Here is a 1,089-nt window from a genome sequence, read left to right as displayed (position 1 = left end):
CTGCTGGGTCACCGACACCGACACGGTCGTCGCCCGCTTCAACGCTTTGGAAAAAACGGCATGACATCGACCGTCGAGCCTTTGGTTGCCGTCGTCACCACGGATCTCTCCGCCGTTACGCGGGGCCGCTTCGTTGCCGAAAGCAAGTTGCAGAAAACCGCCACGACCGGCGTCGGCTGGCTGCAGGCCAATCTGTCGCTGACGCCGTTCAACTCGATCGTCGATCCCAACCCCTGGGGCTCGTCGGGCGACCTGCGGCTGATCCCCGATCTCAAGGCGCGTTTTCGCACGACACACACCGGATCGGCGACGCCGTTCGATATGGTCGCCGGCGACATCGTCGAACTCGACGGCAGCCCGTGGCTCGGCTGCACGCGCACGATGCTGAAAAACGCGCTGGCCGAGCTGAAGGCCGCGACCGGCCTCTCGGTCATCGCCGCCTTCGAGCATGAATTCCATGTCGCCGATGGCGGCTTCGCGCCGGCGCATTCGATGTCTTTCGCCGCACTGCGCCGCGCCGACCCGTTTGCGCCCAATCTGATGGCGGCGCTGGAGGAGGCAGGTGTCGCGCCCGAAGTGGTCATCGCCGAATTTGGCGACGAGCAGTTCGAAGTGACGCACGAGCCGGCGGACGCGCTGACGGCGGCCGACCGCGCCGTCGCCATCCGCGAAATCACGCGCGAATTGGCGCGCAATGCCGGCTGGCGTGCAAGCTTCGCGCCCAAGACAGCGCCGAACGCCGTCGGCAACGGCATCCACATCCATTTTAGCTTCGTCGACGAGGCCGGCAAGCCGGTGACTTACGATGCGGCGCTGCCCGGCGGCCTTTCCGCCAAAGCCGGCGCCTTCTGCGCCGGTGTGCTGCGTCATCTGCCTGGCATCACCGCCATGACGGCGTCGAGCGTGTCGTCCTACTACCGGCTGAAGCCGCACAGCTGGAGCTCGTCCTACACCTGGCTTGCCGACCGCGACCGCGAGGCATCCTTGCGCATCTGTCCGACGGTGACGATCGGCGGGCGCGATCCGGCGCGGCAGTACAACATCGAGTACCGGGCCGCCGATCGTCACCGTCGGACAGATGCGCAAGGA

The 1,089-nt window shown here is 66.5% G+C and carries 1 protein-coding gene; it reads left to right on the top strand.

Translation table 11 applies throughout. The features are described 5' to 3' along the window. Positions 1-60: 60 nt before the first annotated feature. A partial coding sequence (locus tag EN935_RS37325; RefSeq protein WP_127374308.1) for a glutamine synthetase occupies positions 61-1,089 on the top strand: 1,029 nt, incomplete at its 3' end.

Origin of the sequence: Mesorhizobium sp. M7D.F.Ca.US.004.03.1.1 (assembly GCF_003998635.1) — a bacterium.
GTDB lineage: Bacteria > Pseudomonadota > Alphaproteobacteria > Rhizobiales > Rhizobiaceae > Mesorhizobium > Mesorhizobium loti.
Note: the sequence above shows the minus strand (reverse complement) of the source record. Positions and strands in the feature narration are given on the sequence as shown.